This is a genomic window from Novosphingobium sp. KA1 (assembly GCF_017309955.1).
In the GTDB taxonomy this organism is placed as follows: domain Bacteria; phylum Pseudomonadota; class Alphaproteobacteria; order Sphingomonadales; family Sphingomonadaceae; genus Novosphingobium.
Window position 1 is genome coordinate 216,308 of sequence record NZ_CP021249.1, and the last position, 18,120, is coordinate 234,427.

The following is an 18,120-nucleotide window of genomic DNA, read 5'->3' on the forward strand; positions in this document are numbered from 1 at the left end:
TTGCCGGCGGTGCATGTCCGCACTCTGAGTAGCTTGCATATGCTTCTATATAGAACTATCGGGAATTCAAGCGGGGCCGCCCAATTCAGTTCCCCAATTGTGCGAAAGGTTAGCGTTGAAACACATACGCCTCGGAATCGTGGGTCTCGGACGAGGTTTCATGTTGACCTTGCCTGCCCTTCGTGCCCATCCTGCGGTGCAGCTGAGCGCGGCCCACGACCTGCGCGATGAGGCCCTCGTCCGGTTCGAGTCGCAGTTTGGTGCGACGGTGCACCGCACATATGAGGCGTTGCTGGCGGATTCGGGCGTGGATGCGGTCTACATCGCCACACCGCACGAGCTGCACGCCGCTCAGGCCATTGCCGCGCTCGAGGCGGGAAAACACGTGCTGGTCGAGAAGCCGATGGCGACTTCGGTTGGTGATTGCGCGGCGATGGCGAGGGCGGCAGAGAAGGCGGGCAAGGTGCTCATGGTCGGACCGAGCCACGCCTTCGACGAGCCGGTCCGCGTAGCGGCGGAACTCGTGGCGACGGGGCGCTTTGGCAATGTGCGCTTGGTCAACGCCTTCAACTACACCGATTTCATGTATCGTCCGCGACGGCCCGAGGAACTGGACAGCCGGCGGGGCGGCGGCGTGGTCTACAGCCAGGCGGCGCACCAGATCGACGTGGTCCGGCGGCTCGTGCACCAGCCGGTGGAATCGGTTCGCGCGGTCGCGGCCAACTGGGATGCATCGCGGCCGAGCGAAGGGGCATACTCGGCGCTGATGACGTTTGCATCCGGCGCCGCGGCCACGCTCACTTACAGCGGCTATGCCCACTATGACAGCGACGAGTTGCTCGGCTGGATTTCGGAGCTGGGCCGGCCGAAGGATCCTGCGCGCTATGGGGAAGCCCGGAAAGCACTGAAGCAGCTTTCGCAGCAGGACGAAATCGATGCCAAGCTGGCCCGGACGTTCGGATCGGCCTCTGCGGGCGATCCTGCCGGCGCGCCTCACCACGAACATTTTGGATTCGTCCTCGTGAGCTGTGAGCGGGCCGACCTCAAGCTGCTGCCGGCCTCGATCGAGGTCTTTGGCGATGAACGGCGCGAGACCATTCCGGTCGCCCCGCCGACGCTTCCCCGCGCAAATGTGATCGACGACTTCGCCGCCTCGATTCTCGGCGCGAGGCCGCCGGTCCACGACGGCTGGTGGGGTCTCGAAACCATGGCCTGCTGCGCCGCACTGCTGGAATCCAGCCGCATCGCGACCGACGTCAAGCCCCAGACCATCATTCAGGAATCAAAAGGAAACACCATTCAATGAGCCGTCTCAATCTATCTTTCGCCTGCTGGGGATATGACCGGACCGAAGCACTCCAGACCGGCCAGGTCCGGCCCGACGGGATCGATCTGAACTTTCAGGTTCTCGATGTGGAGGAGACGTTCTTCCGCATGATCCGCAACCGCGAGTTTGACGTGGCCGAAATGTCGATGTCGTCCTATTGCGTCACGCTGGGGCGCGAGGATCCGGGTTTCATCGCCATCCCGGTCTTTCCTTCGCGCTTCTTCCGGCATGCGGGCATCTTCGTCTCGGCGAAGAGCGGGATCGAAAAGCCCGCGGATCTTGTCGGCAAGCGGATCGGCGTTCCGGAGTACCAGCTCACCGCGCCGGTGTGGATCCGCGGTATCCTGCAGGATGAATACGGCGTCGATCCGTCCTCGGTGACCTATTTCTTCGGCGGGGAAGAGGAGCCGGGCCGGGAAGAAAAGCTCAAGATCAATCTCCCCGAGAAGTTCAAGGTCATTCCGATCGGACCCGAGCAGACCATTTCGCGAATGATCGCCGATGGCGAGCTTGACGCGGTCTATGCGCCCCGCGCGCCTTCGACCTTCTATTCCGAACCCGATAAGGTCCGGCGCCTGTTTCCGGACTTCGTCGCGGTCGAGAAGGCCTATTTCGCGAAGACGGGCATATTCCCGATCATGCATGTCGTCGCGATTCGTCGCGATGTCTACGAGAAGAACCGTTGGGTCGCCCAGGCCCTGTACAAGGCGTTTGTCGAGGCTCAGAAGCTTGTCTACGAACAACTGATGGTCTCGGCGTCACTCAAGACAATGCTGCCCTGGCAGATCGCTGCGGTCGAGGACACGATCGCAACCATGGGCAAGGAATGGTGGCCCTACGGCATCGATCGCAATCGGCACGTCATAGAGACGTTCACGCGCTACCACCATGAGCAGGGTCTTTCGCCCCGGCAGTTGACGGTCGAGGACATGTTCGCACCGGAAACGTTCTCCGAATTCCGAATCTGACGACTGCCGTGGGGTGTTGCGCGCTTCGCGGGGGCAGGGCTCCTGTCCCCGCGAATGTGGGGTGCGCGCGCGCCCTTGCCGATCCGTCCTGCCGGCGCGGTAGGCTCACACTGCCCGTTGCGCGGAGTTGTAGCGAGGCAGAAAGAGGATGGCGATCATCAGCACCGCGATCGACGACCAGCACATGGTTAGGGCCAGATCGTAGTTGCCGGTCCTGCTCGCTAGTGCGGCAAAGACGATTGGCCCTCCGGTGGCTCCGAGCGAATAGGATGCAAACATCAGCGAGAACATCGTCGTAAACACCGACCGGTCGAAGTACTTGCTGATCATGAACCCGAGGAAATCGACCTCGGCCCCGATGCTCAGGCCGATGCCGAGCGCGGCCACGGCAAACGCGAACGAAGAACTGCCGAACTGGAGCGTCAAGAGCCCGCCGGCGGTTATCAGGAGAATGGTGGCCATAACCCTGGGCGCGAAAATCCGGTCGAATGCCGCGCCGCCGGCCAAGCGGCCGACCAGGATGGCCGCGCCAAGGAGGGACTGATAGGTGGCGGCGTCGGTCAGGCTCAGGTTGCGGGCCATCAGAAGGGGTACGAAGTTGGCGACGCAGGAAACCAGCACGGCGCCGGTGAAGAACGCAAAGGCCAGCATGAGCCAAGTCCGGGGGGTACGAAAGGCGGACCAATCGAACCTCGATCCCGCGGCCCGGCCATTCGCTGGGGCGGCCATGGGCTCTGAAAACGGTCGCAGGAAGACTATCGCAATTGGCAGGGCGACGGCAAAGACCATGCCGGCAAAGGACAGTGCGGTAATCCGCCAGCCGAAATGTTCGGTTATCTGTGCTGCCAGGATGGGGAAAACGGCCGCGCCGACCCCGACGCCCAGCATGGTCGCGCCAAGGGCGAGGCCGCGGAACCGGTCAAACCAGCCCACCACGATGCTGGCGAAGGCGGGCGGCAAGGTCCCGCCGGCCAGAATGCCGACCGCAAGAAATGCCAGGCCCGCAACCACCGGGTCACGCGGAACCGCTGCAATCGCGACGAAGCAGATGCTCAGCATGACAGTCGAAAAAATGATAATTCGCCGAGCCCCGATGCGATCGGCTGCGACCCCCCACAATGGGCCGAACAGAGCAGACCCAAGACTATACGAAACAAATATCATGTTTCTATCGACGACATCCCATCCCAAATCGGACGCCATTGCCGTAGCCAATACGCCATACGTATAAATGACTAGGACGCCTACGCTAAGCATCATTCCAATAAACGCAGAAAACACAACAACCCAACCTGCGCGGGAATCCTTTTCTCTTGAAATGTAGGTCATTTCAGTGGCCATTTCTAATCCCTTGGTATCGCATATTTCAATATGGGCAGGATTGTCCTAGCCCTGCAATTCCGTATTCGGCACGGTGGCCAGATTGCGAGCAGTTTGCAATTCCAATTATCACATGGCAAGAAGCGGGAATGAATTTTGCTCCCGCAGGCATGCGGTTAGGGTTGAAGTCGTTTGGTGCCGTATCAGGGGGCTGACCTCATGTTGCGATCGCCAGCCGGCTCGATAGAATGGGCTGTCCATCGTGAGGAGCAGGTGTGGGTACAGTTGATAAGGCATTGGGGTTAGCGGGACTGTTCTCGATAGAGGAGCCGCAATGGACCGTCGAAGCAGCGGCTAGCCGCACTGGAATCCCGACGAGCACGGCCTATCGGTATTTTCGCAGCTTGAACGAAGCTGGTCTGATCACGGATTTCTCCGCCGGTCGTTATGTGATTGGTCCAGCGGTCATTCATCTGGACAGGGTCGCACGGGGGACCGACCCGCTTGTGCTGGCAGCCCAGGATGCGATGGACAATCTGATCAATCGTGGGCCGGACAGGAGTGTGGTCATTCTTGCAAGAATTTTCGACCGCCGTGTCATGTGTGTCGATCAACGACGCAAAGGCTACCATCCGCTAACGATCAGCTATGAACGGGGGCGGCCGATGCCGCTTTACCGCGGTTCGGTGTCCAAGATTATCCTGGCCCACTTGTCTCCACGACTGATTGTTCGCTGCTTTCATGACGATCGGATTGATATTGAGGAGGCTGGCCTCGGATCGGACCTCAAGTCGTTCCGCCGGAATCTGCGGCTGATACGGCGCGCCGGCTACAGCGTCACCCACGGTGAGGTCGACAAGGGAGTGATCGGTATTGCCGCGCCGATCCTGTCGCCCAATGGCGACGTGTTCGCGTGCCTGTCACTGGTCGTGGCGGAAGAGACCACGCCGGAGGGCAGCATCGAGAAGCTCGTGGCTCTGGTACGCAAGGAAGCTTTGGCAGTGACCGCTTCGCTTGGCCTGATGTCAGACAACTGAAGGGTCGATCTCAGATCCGTTGCGGCGCACGGCTGAGGTCATTGGCTCCGTCAACCGCTTTGCGCAGGAGGCGCAGGAGCTCGTTCGCCTCTTGTGCGCTCAGCCCTCGGGTCATGAGCCGTTGGGCTGCTTCCACGCCCGGGCGGACCAGCTCAAGAGTCGATCGTCCTTCCGCAGTAACAGCCAAGGCGCGCGCGCGCCTGTCGTTCTTGCTGATGCTCCGCTCAATGAGGCCTTTGCTTTGCAATCTGTCGACGACGCCTGTGATCGTAGTGCGATCAAGGGCGATCTCCTTTGCCAGGCTTGCCTGGTCGAGACCTGGACAGGTATTTATCGCGGCAAGCGCGGCGTATTGAACGGGCGTTATGTCGCATCCGATCGCATCCATCTCGGATTGGAACACTGCAACGGCGATCTGCTGGAAGCGGCGGGCAAGATGGCCCGGTTTGTTTTGGTAATCGCGGTCGGTCGTGCCCATGGGACCCCTCGGATAACACAAATGGTATTGTCAGTACACTGAGGATCAGTATACTGAGTTGCTCCCGATGTCCAACAGCCAATTTGGCCAACAGGGCGGAGGACTCAGCGCATCGGAACCGGAGGACGGCAAATGCAATATCATCTGAACGGATTTCATCCCGGAGATCCCGACATTTCCCCAGCCGCAGCAAACACCACAATTGAACGAGCCCGGCTTCCTCGGGAGGTGGATGTTGTCATTGCCGGATGTGGCCCTGCTGGGCTTTGCCTTGCCGCGCAGCTATCGCGCATCGCCGAGATTTCGACTTTGATTGTCGAGCCCAAGGCGGGGCCCATGGAGCGCGGACAGGCCGATGGTATCAATGTGCGTTCCATGGAGATGTTTCAAGCTTTCGGGTTTGCCGAGAAGATCAAGCGCGAGTCGGTCTGGATCAATGAAACCACCTTCTGGAATCCGGATCCTGCCGATCCTGCAAGGATTCGCCGCGTAGGCCGGGTGCAGGATGTCGCAGACGGGCTCAGCGAGATGCCGCACATCCTGATCAACCAGGCGCGTGTGCATGATATGTATCTCGACATCATGCGCAACTCTCCGACTCGGCTTGAGCCGGAGTACGATCTCAAGGTGGCAACCCTTTCGGTCGATCACGATGCCGCCGACTATCCGGTGACCGTAACTCTCGAACACACTTCACCCGAACGTCTGGGACAGACCGAAACGGTCCGGGCCCGCTACGTCGTCGGTTGCGATGGTGCCCGCTCGAACGTGCGCAATGCCATCGGCGGGGCACTCCATGGTGACGCAGCGCACCAGGCCTGGGGAGTCATGGACGTACTGGCGACGACCGACTTCCCTGACTACCGCATGAAGGCAATCATCCAGTCGGAAAGCATGGGTTCGATCCTCGTTCTTCCGCGCGAAGGCGGCTATCTCGTCCGGCTCTACGTTGAACTGGACAAGCTGAATGAGGACGAGCGGGTCGCCGACCGCGGGTTGGGCATCGATGACGTAATCGCCAAGTGCAAGCGCATTCTCCATCCTTACACAATCGATGTGAAGGAAGTGGTGTGGTGGTCGATTTACGAAATCGGCCATCGACTGACCGACACTTTCGACGACGTGCCCAAGGCGCTGGTTGGCAAACGCACGCCCCGGGTTATGCTCGCGGGGGACGCCTGTCATACGCACAGTCCCAAAGCAGGTCAGGGCATGAACGTCTCAATGGGCGATACTTTCAACCTGGGCTGGAAGCTGATTTCTGTTCTCACTGGACGATCCGGCCCCGAACTTCTGCAGACCTACTCGGCCGAGCGCTGGGCCGCCGCAAAGGGCTTGGTTGATTTCGACCACCGATGGGCGCGGGTCGTCGGCACGCGATCCGAAGTCGATGCCAACGACGCGATGCCGCGATTCCAGCGTGAATTCATCAACAATGGCGAATTCACGGCAGGCCTTACAGTTCGCTACGAACCATCGGTCCTGACCGGAACCGACAGCTGGCAGGAACTTGCCACAGGCTTTCCGATTGGCATGCGTTTCCATTCCGCGCCGGTCATCCGCCTTGCCGACGCCAAGCCCATGCACCTGGGCCATGCGATCGATGCGGATAACCGCTGGCGGATATTCACGTTCGCGCCACAAGACGACAGCGGCCAGGCCGGAGGCGCGATCGATTCGCTCTGCGCCTTCCTTGAAAGCGCGCCGGACTCCCCGGTACGCAAGCATACCCGCTCCGGAGAGGATATCGATGCGGTGATCGATGTCCGGGCTGTTTTCCAGCAGGGATTCCGCGATCTGGAGCATTCGGCGATGCCGGCCCTGTTGCGGCCTGTCAAAGGCATCTATGGTCTGTGCGACTACGAAAAGGTCTTCTGTGCTGACCTGAAGAGTGGCGACGACATCTTCGACATGCGAGGCGTCGACCGGCGGAAGGGATGCGTCGTCGTTGTACGCCCTGACCAGTACGTGGCGCAGGTCTTGCCGATCGACGCCTACAGCACACTTGCACAGTTCTTTGCCGGATTCCTCCTGCCAGTGTGAAAAGCTTGGCGCCCTGCTCCTTCCGGTGGTCCAGATGGAACAGGGCACCCTTTCCACTGCGCTGGCTGCAGTTCCCCAGAAATAATGCCTTTGCCAGCACCGCTGGAATGAATAGTATCGATCGAGCCCATCGTATGAGGCACGGCGCGTCCGGCAAACTGGGCGGGATTTCTCCAATCTTCGGGAAAGTGAGAGTGTCTGTTCCGGCCAGAGCCCTGAGAAAGGAGCAAAAGGACCTTACCCGTGAGCGGATACTCGAGGCCGCGACCCGCTTGCTGGCAGACAGCGGTTATGCTTCGCTACGTGTGGCCGCCGTTGCGAAGGAAGCAGGCGTGTCGCTCGGCGGACAACTTCACCACTTTCCCACCAAGGACGACCTGGTCCTTGCCGTGCTGGAGCGGTTGTCCATTCAGATCATTGAGCTGGCTCGGACCGATGCATCGCAAGCCGACGGGAATCCGGACGTGTTCGGGCTAATCGCCGAAAGTGCCCGCCGTTTTTATGCAACCGAGGAATTTCTGATATTCCTCGACATATTCCTGTCGGTTCGTCGGCATAGCCTGTTTGGCGACGCGGCCAAGTCTCTGATATCACGCGAACGAACTGCAGTCGAACAGGTCTGGAAACCCCATCTCGTCAAGAGGGGAGTGGATGGCGACCGGGCATTGGCCATTATTCGCGCCATTTGGGCGCTTGCTCGCGGCCAGGCGATTTCATCGTCTGAGGAGCACCGGGCCGCCAACGAAACCGTCATGTCTCTCGTCATCGAGGCTCTGAAGGCGGAGTTGAACGGGTGATTCCGCCCGCGGGGGCGCGTGGCATGCAGACTTCGGGTTGGCTCCCGAGCAAACAATGTCGCTCTTCTATCGATCAATAGGCGCGCAGGTGCATGATCAAGGCCGGACCCGCCGGTGGCGAGCTTGGCGACACCAGTGGCCCGGGCAGGGCGGCATGACGCCGGCGCCGGTGCTTCCCCCCGGTCGAACAAGCGTCAAGGGGCGAGTACCGACTCCAGCGAACTGCGAATGCGCGCCACCATGCGGCCGAATTCCTCTTTCTCCTGATCGCTCAGGCACCCGACTGCGAGCGCCTCGACATCCACGGCGCTCGCTCTCGCCAGCGCCTCGACCTCGACCCCGCGCGCCGTCAGCTTGTAGCGGGTCTTGCGGGCATCCACGCGATCCTTGTACCGTTCAACCAGCCGCTTTTCTTCGAGTATCCTGAGTGCCGATACGGTAGTCGGCGAGCGAACGCTGAAGTATTCGCTCATTTCCTTGGGTGTAATCCCCGCATGCATGCCGATGACTGCGAGGTAGCGGCAGGCATTGGTCGACAGACCGAAGCGACGAACCCGCTCGTCGATCGCCTGATTGAACAAGCGATACAGATCGCGCGCCAACAATCCAATATCGGTCTTGACGGGGTTGAAAGCGAGCTGGCTTGGCAATTCCTGCCCTTCATCGGATGGGAGGCTGATCTCGTCCATGATCTTCAATCCTTAGGCGAAAGAGCGGCATCGTCAACACCCCTGGCAGGGACGAACGAAAATAAATAGATACTCTTCCTATTGACAGTGTGAATCGACTTTGTATGGTTCGTCACAAGCCAACAAGCCGTGGCAATAGGGGAGGGAGAAATGCGTCGTACCGCGATGGCCGACTACCGGGTGGCCTTGCTCATTGCCGCGGCAGGATATTGCGCGCCGGCCTGGGCGCAGGCAAATGCGGAGCGCCCTGAACACCGGCCCTGGCCGGCGCCGACGAGGAAGCCATCCGCGCCACCGGGCGGCCCGGCGCGTCGGGCGACGAGATCGTTGTCACCGCGTCGCGGCGCGAACAGCGCCTTCAGGATACCGCCCTCACCGTGAACGCGGTCAGCGCGGATCGCCTCGATGCGGCCAACGTGACCGACACCGCGGGGTTGCAGACCACCGTGCCTTCGCTCAACATCGCCACCAGTGCCGGATCGAGCTTCGTCTACGTGCGCGGTGTCGGCAGCAACGTGTTCGGATCGTTCACGGATAACAGTGTTGCAACCTACGTGGACGGGGTCTACATCCCGCGCAACACTTACGCGATCCAGGAACTGTTCGACGTCGACCGCGTGGAAGTGCTGCGCGGTCCGCAAGCGACGCTCTACGGGCGGAACGCGACCGGTGGCGTCATCCTCATCTCCACCGCGGCGCCTACCGATACCGTGAAGGCATCCGCCGATTTCCAGGTCGGAAACCATGACAGCCTGCGCGCCCGGGGCATGATCTCGGGGCCGCTGGTCGACGGTCTGCTGTCGGCCCGCTTCAGCGCGGTTCGCAGCAAGCACGCCGGCTATTCCAAGGACCTGGGGACCGGCCAACGCTACGACGACAAGGATTTCTGGGCTGTCCGGGGCGCGCTGCGGGCCACGCCGGCGCCCAATCTCACCATCACCCTCTCCGGCAACTATAGCAAGGAGAACGGGGCGCCGGGGACGATCAAGGCGATCGATCCCAATGCCTTTCCATTCGTGACCACCCCGGCAGGCCCCGGGGCCCCCTTCTCGGCTGATCCCCGTGCATCGTATCACAGCGTCGTCGACAGCAATCCGATGAAGAGCTACGGCGGCAACCTTCGCATTGTCCTGGACACGAGCATCGGCGTTCTGCAGACGAACACCGCCTACAACCGCTACAGGCTTGGTCCGACGGTCCTCGATCTGGACGATTCCATCGTGCCGCTGCTGGAATATCGCGGCCAGCTCAGCACGACCGATTTCTTCTATCAGGACATCACCCTGACATCGAAGCCCGGGGATTCCCGTTTCGACTGGCTGCTTGGTTTTACCTATGCGGATGAGGATACCGGCGGACTGCTGCCGGTGCTGACCCCCGGCGGCCTCAGTTCCACGATCTCGGGCACGAAGGTCAAATCCTACGCCGGGTATGCCGAACTCGGTTTCAGGATTTCCCGGCAGCTGAGGATCGTCGGCGGGCTGCGCTACAGTTCCGAGGAGCGCTTCGGCACTTCGGCCCGGACGATCGCGGGCGCCACGGCGACCGGAACCAATCGGAAGAAATGGACCGACTGGTCGCCCAGGGCGTCGCTCGAGTTTCGACCCGCCGATGACATTCTTGTTTATGCGAGCGCGACGCGGGGGTTCAAGAGCGGGGCATTCGATCCGCAGAACGTGGCGAGTGCGGCCAATCCCGAATCGATCTGGAACTATGAGCTTGGCCTGCGCACCCAGTTCTTCGACCGGCGGTTGACGTTGAACGCCACGGCCTTCCATTACGACTATCGCGATCTCCAGATATTCAATGGCCTCCTGCAGGGAACCCAGGTCCTGACCTTCCTGCAGAACGCCGGTCGCGCCAAGGTGGACGGACTGGAACTGGAAGGTTCGTTCCTTGCGGTCGAAGGCGTGCGGATCGGCGGAACGCTATCTTTCCTCAATGGGCGCTATTCGCAAGGCACCGTCCTCGCTGATCTTGCCAACGCCATTCCCGGCCGTCCGCCGGCGACACCGGCGATCGTCCAGTATCTCGATGTCGGCGGCAACCGGATGATCCAGTCGACGCGCTTCACCGGAACCGCCTTTGTCGAGATCGAGGTGCCGCTCGGATCGGTGGGAAGGCTGCAATTCTATGCCGACTATTTCCGTCAGTCGCGGCGGTACTTCACGGCCTTCGAGGACCCGACGGTGTCCGCGCCGGCCTACGACACGATCAATGCCAGGCTGACCTATCACCTGCCGGGTGACAACATCTATATTGCCGCCTACGTGCGCAACGCGGGCAATACGCTGGTCACCAGCATCATGTCGCGACAGCCGCCGTTCGGCACCACCGAGACCTATGCGCCGCCGCGCCTGACAGGCATCGAGGTCGGATTCCGCTTCTAGTTTGGGCGTCGGACAGGCGCGCGGGCGGTTCGCGCGGCTTGTCCGCCGGCTGCCTGCAAATGCGAGGATGGCCTCATATGCCGCAGAATGGCAAGAGCGATGCTTCCGATGGCAGTTCGGCAATCGGCAAGATCAATCTTCGTATCCTGCCGTTTCTGTTCTTCGTGATTTTTGCCGCCTTCGTCGACCGGACGAACGTAAGCTACGCCGCCCTGCCGATGTCCTCGCACCTTGGCCTGACGGCGAGCATGTTCGGCTTCGGCGCGGGCATATTCTTCCTGGGCGAGGCGCTCTTCTCGGTTCCCAGCACGATGGCCGCCCGCCGGGCGGGAGTGCACAAGTGGATTCCGCTGTTGATGGTGGGTTGGGGGACTTGCGCCAGTGCGATGGCTTTCGTCACCGGCCCTGTCGCATTCTATGTGCTGAGATTCCTGCTCGGGGTCACAGAATCCGGCGTGATGCCGTCCATGATCCTCGCCGCCGCGCTGTGGTGGCCGGAATCGCATCGGGCGCGGGTCATCACCGGGATTACCTCGGGCACCGGCGTCGCGATGGTCGTCGGCGCGCCATTGGCCGCCGTGCTCATTGAGATCGAGGGGGCGCTGGACCTGGCCGGCTGGCGCTGGCTGTTCCTGTTGGAGGGGCTGCCGGTGATTGCGGTCGGGTTGGTTGCGCTGTTGGTGTTTCGGCCGGCCCCCAGTCCGCGCGATGGCTCAGCCAGAGCCAAAAGCACTGGCTGGCCAGGCAGATGCAAGGCGACGCGGCTCGACGGTCAGAGTCCGGCGACGATGCGCCCCTGCCGCTTTCGTCGCAGCTCGATCTGCTGCTGGTCGCGGCCCTTCTCAATTTCTCGGCGGCCGGCGCAATCGCGACGCTTGGGTTCTGGTTGCCTCAGATCGGTCAGCAATCGCTCGGCTTCTCGCTCGGCGACATTGGACGGCTGCTCGCGCCGCTCTACTTCGTCGGCATAGGCCTGGCCTATATCGTGAGCCATGTCAGCGATCGACGTCAGAGTCGGTACCCGATCGTCGCGGGCTGCTCCGTGGGGACGGCAGCGATCATCGCGGTATCGACGAGCCTCGGCACGACCGTGACGGCCTTCGTCCTCCTGGTGATCGCTTCGCTGGTGGCACGGTGCATGGGCGGCGTGTTCATGGCGGCGATCTCGGAAGACATGACCGGAAGAATTGCCGCCAAGGGCCTTGGCATCGTGATGATCTCGGCCGCGATCGGCATGTTCTGCGGCAACTGGGTGTTCGGCGTCCTGCGCGATGTCAGCGACGGCTTCGGCGCGGGGCTGGGGGCGCTGATGGTGCTGATGACCGTCGCTTGCCTGTGCGCGCTCTATCTCGAGCGCCGCCGGGCTCGGTCCCAAAAATGGCATTTTCGACCGCCTGATGTTGATTGAGCGGGGCAGTGCCGCGCGTACTATGCAGGGTCACGCCTTTCGCAATTGTAAATTCCTCAAGAGCCCGATCCCTGCGGCAATCGCGGCAAGTACCGCAGCCACAGCGATTACCCGGTGCGATTCTTCCCCCGCCAACTGAAAAAGCATGGCGACAAGTGCCGTTCCGGAGATCAGACCGGAAAGGCGGGCAAGCGCCTGCATGCCTGCCGCTCCGCCGCTCCTTTCAGGCGGACCGGATGTCAAGGAGGTACGGTTGTTGGGTGTCTGGAACAATCCAAAGCCGATACCGCACGTCAGCGAACAGATGGATAGCACGGCCAAAGATGTCGAGCCTAGGGCCAGGGTGAATCCGATCAGGCCAAGGGCAAGCACGGCTGCTCCCAAGGCCTCGAGTTGACCAGGATTATGCTCGGTTCGGTGGCCGGCGACGATTGCACCTATTGCTGTCGCGATAGCCCAAGGCGTGAGCACAATACCAATCTTGAACGTGTCGAGTCTGAAGTGGGTGTGCAGGATGAAGGGCAAGGACACCATTGCCATCATCTGCGCGGCATAGACGAAGAAAGAGGAAGAATAGGCGATTTTCAACGGACGGATACGCAACAGATCGACCGGGAGGATGGGGGTGCTTTGGTGTCTTGAGATCGCGACAAGTCCGCTCAACGCGATGATTCCCATTCCTGTTTGCAAGACTACGGGCCAACCGAACTCACCATGCGCGAACTGGACAAGGCCGAGTGAAGACAGTCCCAGAGCAAGAATGTACAAGGCCGTAGAACGCATGTCGAAGCTTGGCGAATTGCCTCGCTGCCTTGGGAAAGTGAACGCTCCGACCGCGAATGCGGCGACGCCGAGCGGAACGTTGAGCGCGAATAACCACGGCCAATCCAGAAATCTAAGGATCACTGCGGCGATGCCCGGCCCAGCCGCCGACCCGATGGCGATCACCAGGGCGTTGTATCCGATTCCACGCCCTAACAGTTCTTTCGGATATATGAATCGGACGAGTGCCCCGTTGACCGCTATCATTCCTGCCGCCCCAAGACCCAGGAAGAACCGCGAAACCACGAGAACCGTCAAGTCGCGGGACAATGCGCAGGCGGTCGAGGCGGCGACAAACAGCGCAAGCCCCGACAGATAGACTCGGTAATAGCCGAAACGTTCACCCAGCGCGGACAACGGAAGCAGCGTGGACAGGACCGCAATCTGATAGGAATTGATGACCCAAATCGAATAGACAGGCTCTGCGCCGAGATCTCGCGCGATCACTGGAAGGGCGATATTGGCGATGGTGCCGTCGATAGTAGAGATTGCGATGATCAGCCACATGGCGCTGGCCGCGAACCATCGCTTGGGAGCCGGTAACCCGTCCGTCTGTTCTGACTCTGGTTTCAATCGGCTGCTTGCGGTATTCTGATACCCTGATCGGGTGTGCTGTGGGAATGAAATTTTGTCTTCCAATCTAATTCATGATTCTTTTCTATGACCTGGCGGTTTCTCTCCAGGTGCTGCCATGAATCAACCTGCGACTAGACCGCCATCAGCCTTGATATCAGAGCCGGTAATGAACGAACTTTCATCCGAAGCAAGAAAGAGAGCTGCGTAAGCAATTTCGTGTGGCTTGCCGGCACGTTTGAGCATGTGGCGGCCCAGTACGGTAGTGACCCAATCCGCATCTTTGAGCAACTCTAGCGTCTGTTTCGTTTCAATCACGCCGGGAGAAATGGAATTGACCCGGATGCCTAGCGGCGCTCCTTCTGCCGCGAGTTGGCGAGTCATGGCGATTATTGCACCTTTTGCGGCTGCGTGGGCGGTCGAATCCAATTCACGCATGCCCAATCCACCCGGCGGTGGACGCTGTGGAGATCACGGATCCACCCTGCCTGCTCAGATACTCCCAGGCAGCGCGGGTCAAATTGAAGACGAGATGCAGTTCCTCATTGATCGTGCTGTGCCAGACGGAATCGGGCATAGATGAAAAAGGGGCGAAATAGGCCATGGCGGCATTGTTGTAGAGAACGTCGATCCGCCCATGCGACCTGATGGCCAGATCGACGAGTTCCCGGCAGCTCTCTGGATTTGTCAGATCGCAAGGGTGCATGGAGACCATGCTTCCGCCTTTGGACCGAACTTCGGCAAGCGTTGCTTCGGCAGCACTCGGATCGATATCGCAGCCCACCACATGCGCGCCCTCCTTTGCGAAGAGCCACGCCGTGGCCTGTCCGATACTCCCGCCGGTGCCTGTAATCACGCAGACTTTCCCTGCTAATCGTCCAGACATCAAGGGGCTCCCTTCGACTGCAATGCAACAATGCCTGATCGAAGCCGGACGTCAGTCTGTCCGGTCCCGAAGTGCCTGGGTGCCGGTGGAGTACGGCCCGCGACGGGTGCGGTCAAGCTCCGAACGGCTGCGGAATCTGAGGGCGATCCTGGACGAGCCCCGCCGCACCGACATCCGTCGCAACGGCCATCCATGCAAATTTGGCATTATATTCATCCAAACAATTCAATAGACAGATAATTCATGCGGGTTTAGTCCAATCCAGAGATGCAGCACGGAATGCTGGAGGAGAGGCGCCATGAGTTTAAACCAAGCCTTGCACGAGGCTGTCGATTGGCGGAACGGGCGGATCGCCGCAGGCGTCAATTTTGATGAACAGTTGTACCGCACAGAGCGCCGCAAGGTCTTCGACCGCGCGTGGCTGGTCGTCGGCCACGAACAGATGATTCCCCGCCCAGGGGATTACGTGTCGAGCTATATGGGTGAAGTGCCGGTCATCGTCGTGCGCGACAGCGGCAGCCAAGTTCGTGTACTTGTCAACCGATGCCCTCACCGCGGCAACCAGATTTGCGTACACGATCGCGGAAAGACTAAAGGCTTCACTTGCTCGTATCATGGGTGGAGCTTTTCGCTAGACGGCACTCTGGTCGGCGCGCCCATGGAAAAGGCGCTTTACGGCAGAGAGCTCGATAAGGCGCAGTGGAGCGTGGAGCGCGTGAAGAACGTGGCGAGTTTTCATGGTCTCATTTTCGCATCATTCGATCCGGATGCCCCTCCGCTCGAGCAGTGGCTTGACGAGGATACGCGATGGTGGCTCGAGAACTTCGTACTTGCCCTGCCATTGGGGGGGCTTGAAGTTCTTCACGGATTCCACCGCAACAGTGCCAAGGGTAACTGGAAGATTGTTGCCGAGAATTTCATCGGCGACAACTATCATTTCTTTGCCGCAACGCACCATTCGTATTTCTCGGCCGTCAATGCATTCCAGAATGCGGGCGAACTCATTCCCATCGTAACCTATCCCGACGTGGCGAGGGCGGGTGTCACGCTTCGCGAACTCAGTTGCGGCGGAAACGGCAGGGCGACCTTGCTCGGGCTGGGCCTGGTGTCGATCGAAGACGATGTACTGCATGAGCAGGATCTCGCCGATGCCAAAAGGCTGGGCAGGGAAGCTGTCGAATGGGTTGAATACCGGCACCGGCGGTTGTCCGAAGTCCTCGCCGGCAGGCCGCGGAAGCCATTCGGTTTTATGAACGGCCTGCTGTTCCCAAACCTTGGCCTCATGGGCAATTATTCGCCCATGCTTGGCCGGCACTTCCACCTGTTTCATCCCAGGGGCGTTCTGGAACATGAGTCCTGGCAATGGACGATGGTGGAGAAGGATGCTCCGCAGTCGGTCAAGGATATTGCGGTGCAGCGTGTGTACCAAGGGCAATACATGGCTGGCCTTCTGGCGCCCGACGACATCGAGAACTTCGAACGCATCGTGGATGCCGGCCGCCCTGAACGGAGCTGGAGCCGTCCGATGAACTACGGGTTGCAGCTCGATCGGGAGGTGGAAGGTGAAAGCGGACTTCCCGGCCGCCTGGGGCCGAACCCCAACGAGATGAATCAGCGGCAGTTCTACCGCTGCTGGCTTCAGATGATGGAGGCAGCGTAGTCTTATGACGGATTGGAATACATATAGAGAGATCGAGGACCTGCTCTTCCGGGAGGCCCACCTGCTCGATGAGCGACGGTTCCACGAGTGGCTCGATCTCTTTGCCGATGACGCAATCTACATCTTGCCATTACGCGAGAATCTGCAGGGCGATGTTCCGCCCGCCGGGCATCCGGTCATCAAGGACGACAAGGACATGCTGAGAGCGCGGGTCCATGCGCTCCATAGCGGACATACAAATGCCGAAACACCGCCGTCGATGACATGCCACATGGTGGCGAACGTCGTGGTGGATGAGGTTTCGCAAGGCGAAGCGGCGGTACGCAGCGCTTTCATGATCCGGCAGGTCAGAAAGCAGCATGACGAAGCCTGGTGGACAGGTCGTAGACATGACGCGCTGCGTCTCGAAAGTGGGGGATGGAAGATCTTCAGGCGCGAGGTACTGCTCGATGCCACGATCCTGCCTCGCGGTATCCATATCTTTTTCTGAATATTCCGGCAGCCGGGAAGCCATCCTTGTGCCGATGAACGACAATTCCTTGGGAGAACGCGCAATGACCAGTGTTGATCCGGCGGCGACCGGAAAGATCGTCAAGGCCGGCGACTATAACGTGCACTATCACGAAGCTGGCGAAGGGCCGCCGGTCATAATGCTCCATGGTGGTGGGCCGGGGGCGACCGGATGGTCGAATTTCGCAGGGAACCTCCCGGCCTTCGCGAAATCGCACAGGACTCTCCTGGTCGACATGCTCGGTTTCGGCAAGTCGGCATCGGCTGTCTACGATAAAGAGGCCGCCACGACCGTGCGAGCGCGCGCCTTGCGCGATCTGATGGACGTACTCGGCATTGAGCGGACCAGCTTTGTCGGAAATTCGATGGGAGGAACGGTCGCTTCGGCGTTTGCCGTGGATTACCCTGATCGCGTCGACAAACTGGTGTTGATCGGCGCTTCTGGGATGTCGCGCACGTTGCTCGCGCCTCAACCGACCGAGGGACATCGCAGAATCACCGAGGCGGTGAACGATCCCACCGTCGAAACCATGCAGGCCCTGATCAATGTTATGCTTTACGATCCCAGCATCGTTTCGAAGGAAATGATCGAGGATCGGGTCGCCGCGGCAAGGAACGCGGCACACAGGGATGCCGCGGCGCGGTCGACCGCGCCCTGGCGCGACCAGTCGCAGGAGTTTGCGAGGATAAAGGCCAAGACGCTCATTACGTGGGGGAGGGAAGACCGTGTAAACCCCCTTGAAATAGGTCTGTTCCTGTTCCGCGAGATACCCGAATCCAGAATGTACATTTTCAAGTATTGTGGACATTGGGCCCAAATAGAACATCGGGACGAATTCAACCGCGTTGCGCTGGACTTTCTTGGGAGCGATTGAATGTCCTGTAGCCTGGAGGTGCGTGTCTGCTCCGTGAATGATGTTCCCGAGGACGGTGGGATCGGATTCGATCTTGAAGGGCTTCCGGAGTCGATTGCGATTTTCAAGCATCAGGGGGAATATTTCGCTGTTGCTGAAATGTGCACTCATGGCGATTTCTCGCTTGTCGGAGGCGAAATCGAGGACTGCCAGGTGGAGTGTCCCATGCATTTCGCACGTTTCGACCTTCGCACGGGCGCTTGTACATTCCCTGCCTATGTCCCGTTGAGGACTTATCCGATCAGAGTGGAGGGGGGAGAGATATTCGTCGATCCCTCGCCGAACGTCTAACCATCAC

General features: G+C 60.2%; 17 protein-coding genes and 1 pseudogene. 12 read left to right on the forward strand and 6 right to left on the reverse strand.

Going from position 1 to position 18,120, the window contains the following annotated elements:
• The first annotated feature begins 115 nt into the window (after positions 1-115).
• Positions 116-1,306: a Gfo/Idh/MocA family protein gene (locus CA833_RS26635; protein WP_255535896.1), complete on the forward strand. Its 1,191-nt coding sequence runs from the start codon at positions 116-118 to the stop codon at positions 1,304-1,306.
• Complete coding sequence (locus CA833_RS26640) at positions 1,303-2,295, forward strand: 4,5-dihydroxyphthalate decarboxylase (RefSeq protein ID WP_011608123.1); 993 nt, start codon at positions 1,303-1,305, stop codon at positions 2,293-2,295. Before CA833_RS26635 ends, CA833_RS26640 begins: the two co-directional genes overlap by 4 nt.
• Before the next feature lie 105 nt (positions 2,296-2,400).
• On the opposite strand, the gene CA833_RS26645 is transcribed toward CA833_RS26640, so the two are convergent.
• Positions 2,401-3,636, reverse strand: coding sequence for an MFS transporter (locus CA833_RS26645; RefSeq protein WP_011608124.1), 1,236 nt, complete (start codon positions 3,634-3,636; stop codon positions 2,401-2,403).
• Positions 3,637-3,890: 254 nt separating this feature from the next.
• On the opposite strand from CA833_RS26645, the gene CA833_RS26650 reads away from it, so the two are divergent.
• Positions 3,891-4,652, forward strand: a complete 762-nt coding sequence (locus tag CA833_RS26650; RefSeq protein WP_011608125.1) for an IclR family transcriptional regulator — start codon at positions 3,891-3,893, stop codon at positions 4,650-4,652.
• 10 nt (positions 4,653-4,662) lie between these two features.
• On the opposite strand, the gene CA833_RS26655 is transcribed toward CA833_RS26650, so the two are convergent.
• Positions 4,663-5,130 carry a MarR family winged helix-turn-helix transcriptional regulator gene (locus tag CA833_RS26655; RefSeq protein WP_011608126.1) on the reverse strand — a complete coding sequence of 156 codons (468 nt, stop codon included), beginning with the start codon at positions 5,128-5,130 and terminating at the stop codon, positions 4,663-4,665.
• 132 nt (positions 5,131-5,262) lie between these two features.
• Here CA833_RS26655 and CA833_RS26660 point away from each other — a divergent pair, with 132 nt between their 5' ends.
• Positions 5,263-7,173 (forward strand): FAD-binding monooxygenase, encoded by a 1,911-nt coding sequence (locus CA833_RS26660; RefSeq protein WP_011608127.1) that lies wholly within the window; start codon positions 5,263-5,265, stop codon positions 7,171-7,173.
• Positions 7,174-7,280: 107 nt separating this feature from the next.
• Positions 7,281-7,970 carry a TetR/AcrR family transcriptional regulator gene (locus CA833_RS26665; RefSeq protein ID WP_092959634.1) on the forward strand — a complete coding sequence of 230 codons (690 nt, stop codon included), beginning with the start codon at positions 7,281-7,283 and terminating at the stop codon, positions 7,968-7,970.
• A gap of 194 nt (positions 7,971-8,164) precedes the next feature.
• Here the strand turns inward: CA833_RS26665 and CA833_RS26670 are convergent, their stop codons facing one another.
• A complete protein-coding gene (locus tag CA833_RS26670; protein WP_147161227.1) occupies positions 8,165-8,659 on the reverse strand; it encodes a MarR family winged helix-turn-helix transcriptional regulator in 495 nt (164 codons plus the stop codon).
• Between the two features lie 323 nt (positions 8,660-8,982).
• Here CA833_RS26670 and CA833_RS26675 point away from each other — a divergent pair, with 323 nt between their 5' ends.
• From CA833_RS26675 to CA833_RS27230, 3 genes and pseudogenes are all read left to right on the forward strand, one after another.
• Positions 8,983-11,049 (forward strand): TonB-dependent receptor, encoded by a 2,067-nt coding sequence (locus tag CA833_RS26675; protein ID WP_255535900.1) that lies wholly within the window; start codon positions 8,983-8,985, stop codon positions 11,047-11,049.
• Positions 11,050-11,126: 77 nt separating this feature from the next.
• Positions 11,127-11,768, forward strand: a pseudogene (locus CA833_RS26680) (MFS transporter); the annotation flags it as partial.
• Between the two features lie 29 nt (positions 11,769-11,797).
• Complete coding sequence (locus CA833_RS27230) at positions 11,798-12,457, forward strand: MFS transporter (RefSeq protein ID WP_011608132.1); 660 nt, start codon at positions 11,798-11,800, stop codon at positions 12,455-12,457.
• A 30-nt stretch (positions 12,458-12,487) separates the two neighbouring features.
• Here the strand turns inward: CA833_RS27230 and CA833_RS26690 are convergent, their stop codons facing one another.
• The 3 genes from CA833_RS26690 to CA833_RS27370 are packed head-to-tail and all read right to left on the reverse strand — an operon-like array spanning position 12,488 to position 14,708.
• Complete coding sequence (locus CA833_RS26690) at positions 12,488-13,918, reverse strand: MFS transporter (RefSeq protein ID WP_207081338.1); 1,431 nt, start codon at positions 13,916-13,918, stop codon at positions 12,488-12,490.
• A gap of 57 nt (positions 13,919-13,975) precedes the next feature.
• Entirely contained in the window at positions 13,976-14,290 is a 315-nt protein-coding gene (locus CA833_RS27365) for an SDR family NAD(P)-dependent oxidoreductase (RefSeq protein WP_370584627.1), read from the reverse strand.
• Positions 14,283-14,708: an SDR family NAD(P)-dependent oxidoreductase gene (locus tag CA833_RS27370; protein ID WP_370584628.1), complete on the reverse strand. Its 426-nt coding sequence runs from the start codon at positions 14,706-14,708 to the stop codon at positions 14,283-14,285. The genes CA833_RS27365 and CA833_RS27370 overlap by 8 nt, the downstream gene beginning before the upstream one ends.
• A 328-nt stretch (positions 14,709-15,036) precedes the next feature.
• Between CA833_RS27370 and CA833_RS26700 the strand changes: the two genes are divergently transcribed.
• From CA833_RS26700 to CA833_RS26715, 4 genes are read left to right on the forward strand one after another with little or no spacing between them, the layout of a single operon-like run.
• Positions 15,037-16,398 (forward strand): aromatic ring-hydroxylating dioxygenase subunit alpha, encoded by a 1,362-nt coding sequence (locus tag CA833_RS26700; protein WP_011608136.1) that lies wholly within the window; start codon positions 15,037-15,039, stop codon positions 16,396-16,398.
• Between the two features lie 4 nt (positions 16,399-16,402).
• The gene (locus tag CA833_RS26705; protein WP_011608137.1) at positions 16,403-16,888 is read left to right on the forward strand and encodes an aromatic-ring-hydroxylating dioxygenase subunit beta; all 486 of its coding nucleotides are present in this window, start codon (positions 16,403-16,405) and stop codon (positions 16,886-16,888) included.
• A 34-nt stretch (positions 16,889-16,922) separates the two neighbouring features.
• Positions 16,923-17,783 (forward strand): alpha/beta fold hydrolase, encoded by an 861-nt coding sequence (locus CA833_RS26710; RefSeq protein ID WP_242526633.1) that lies wholly within the window; start codon positions 16,923-16,925, stop codon positions 17,781-17,783.
• Positions 17,784-18,113, forward strand: coding sequence for a non-heme iron oxygenase ferredoxin subunit (locus CA833_RS26715; protein WP_011608139.1), 330 nt, complete (start codon positions 17,784-17,786; stop codon positions 18,111-18,113).
• Positions 18,114-18,120 lie beyond the last annotated feature (7 nt).